At 72.4% G+C, this 2,554-nt stretch carries 3 protein-coding genes; all 3 read left to right on the forward strand.

The genetic code is table 11. The features are described from left to right. Positions 1-270: 270 nt before the first annotated feature. Complete coding sequence (locus ACFXGA_RS17220; protein ID WP_378088874.1) at positions 271-639, forward strand: hypothetical protein; 369 nt, start codon at positions 271-273, stop codon at positions 637-639. Between the two features lie 12 nt (positions 640-651). Further along, complete coding sequence (locus tag ACFXGA_RS17225) at positions 652-1,185, forward strand: DUF3558 family protein (RefSeq protein WP_378088876.1); 534 nt, start codon at positions 652-654, stop codon at positions 1,183-1,185. 19 nt (positions 1,186-1,204) lie between these two features. After that, positions 1,205-2,554: hypothetical protein (locus ACFXGA_RS17230; RefSeq protein WP_378088878.1), on the forward strand; the 1,350-nt coding region annotated here is incomplete at its 3' end.

The following is a 2,554-nucleotide window of genomic DNA, read 5'->3' on the forward strand; positions in this document are numbered from 1 at the left end:
GGGCGTGCTGTCTTTTTTTACACCTCCCCCGCCCCCCCCCTGCCCACACCTGGTGGGGGTTTGGGGCCTCCCCCCCCCGCCGCGGCCCGCCCCCCCCCCCACCAGCGGTGGGAGGGCCTCCGCGCGTTCGGGTGACAGGGGGAACCGGCCGTCCGCCGCGACCGTCAAAACCGAGACATGGTCCTCCTTTCGGAGGTACCGTGACGGCTGGGATCGGCGGACTCGCAGGGGGTAACCGTGGCGGCGGAAGGTGCGTGGAGCGCACAGTCCATGCAGGCTATGACGGCCAACATGGTGGGCCTGAAGCAGGCCGCCGAGTCGGGCTCGTTCGCCATCAGCGAGGAAGGCGCCCAGGCCTACCTGAAGGCGATCGAGGCGGCCCAGAAGGACCTGCGCAAGATGGACGCGGACCTGGCGCTGCTGCGGCAGGAGACCAAGCTCGGCACCAGCCCCGACGGCACCGCCATGGCCCGCTACAACCAGGAGAGCGCCGAGGGCGGGGCCGGCACGACCGGCATCGTCCCGGCCGTCGACCAGTTGAAAGCCGCACTCGAAGAGGCGAGGCTTGCCCTCCAGAAGGCGATCGAGAACTACCGCGAGGTCGACGACTCCAACGCCGGTACCTACAAGCGCTACTGAGAGTGGGATCAGTTGATCAAGAAACTGTCGGCTCGCGTCGTCCTGGCGTCGGCGGTGCTCGGGATGGTCGTCACCGGGTGCACGACCGAGGGCACGCCCACTCCGGGGACAACCGGCTCCACGCCGACGGAGACCGCGGCGGCGACCACCACCGGCACGAAGCCGAGCACCGGCGGTGACGCCCTGGCCGACTTCGACGCCTGCGAAGCCCTGCGGTCGGCGAGCGGGTTGAACCTGACCGAGATCGAAGCGGACGGCAAGGCCTGCGACGCGGAGTTCTCCGCGACCACTTCCGTGACGGTCAAGGCGCAGCCGTCGCTCAAGATCGACGACGCGGTCGGCAAGGAGCTGTCGGACATCACCGTCGGATCGCGCAAGGCGAAGCTCGTCAAGGCTCCGTCGTCGGAGTCGTCCTGCCTGGTCGCCATCGAGGTCACCGCCGACTCCAGGGTCGATGTCGGAGCCTCCGCCAACGCCTCGCAGGCCGAGGCTTGCGATGCCGCGACCGCCGTGGCCAACGCCATCGAACCGAAGCTGCCCAAGTAACCCGAGGGGGGAGAACGTCGTGACGCCGCCGAACTCGCAGCCGCCGTCCGGGCCGCCGCCGTCGCCGCAGGGCAACAGCCAGGCGACGCAGGTCACCTACGCCGGGCAGACCGAGGCCCAACTGCGCGCCGAGTACGAACGCGCGCGCGCCGAGAACCCGGGGATCTTCGGCGCCATCACGACGCTCGACGACTACATCCGCTACAAGCAGCAGTCCGCGCAGTACCAGCGGGACCAGGAGCAGCAGCTCGAGCAGGTGGTGGAGAACTACCGGCCGCCGCTCGTCCCCGCCGGCTCGCACTACCTGGGCTACGACCACAAGACCCTCAAGGACATGGTCACCACGAACATGGCCCCGAGCACGGCCAACGAGCAGGGCGAGGCGTGGACCAAGATCGGTAACACGCTGGCCGAGCTGCAGGCCAACCTGACCAGCGCGACCGCCGCGAGCAAGGGCGCCTGGCAGGGCTCGGCGGCGGAGGCGGCGCAGGGCTACTTCACCAACGTGGCCACCTGGTCCGGCAACGCGGCGCAGGGCGCGCAGCTCACCGGCAACAAGCTGTACGCCCAGAGCACCGCGGCCGAGCAGGCGAAGAACGCGATGCCCGAGCCGGTCGAGTTCAGCACCGCCGACGCCTACAAGATGTTCTTCTCCGAGCCCAACCCGTTCAAGTGGGCCGAGACGATCGACAAGATCGAGCAGAAGTTCGAGGAGAAGCAGCAGGCCCACGAACGGGCCGCCGAGGTCATGACGACCATGTCGCAGGACTTCCAGGAGTCGGGCTCCACCATGCCCGCCTTCTCCCCGCCCCCGCCCATGGACGGCACGGGCGGCGGCGGCGACCCCGGCCAGAACGGCAACGGGCAGATCGGCGGCCGGCCGACCATCCCCAGCGGCACCGGGAACGGCACGGGCAGCGGCTCCGGGTTCGGCGACGCCGGCGTGCCCGGCGGTGGCGGCACGGGCGGCGGCGGCATCGGTGGCGGCGGCGGTGGCAACACCAACCAGTCCGGCTGGAACGGCTCCGGCGGCGGTGGCACGACGACCCTGCCCGGTCCCGGCGGCGGCAACCCCAACCTGCCCGGCGGCGGTGGCGGCGGCCCCTACCCGCCCGGTTACTTCCCGCCCGGCGGCGGCCCCAACCGGCAGCCCTTCCCGCCCGGCGGACGTCCCGGTCCCGGCCTGCCGAACGGCCCCGGCACCCGCGGCCCCGGCGGGGGTGGCGGCGGTGGCGGCATGGGCCGCGTCCCCGGTGGCGGTGGTCCCGGCGGCCTGGCGGCGGCCGGTCGCGGCGGCCTGGGCGGCGTGGGCGGCTTCGGGCCCGGCGGCGCCTCGGGCGCGCTCGGCGAGGCCGGCCGGACCGGCGCC

It is taken from the genome of Actinosynnema sp. NPDC059335, assembly GCF_042752395.1.
Classification (GTDB): domain Bacteria; phylum Actinomycetota; class Actinomycetes; order Mycobacteriales; family Pseudonocardiaceae; genus Actinosynnema.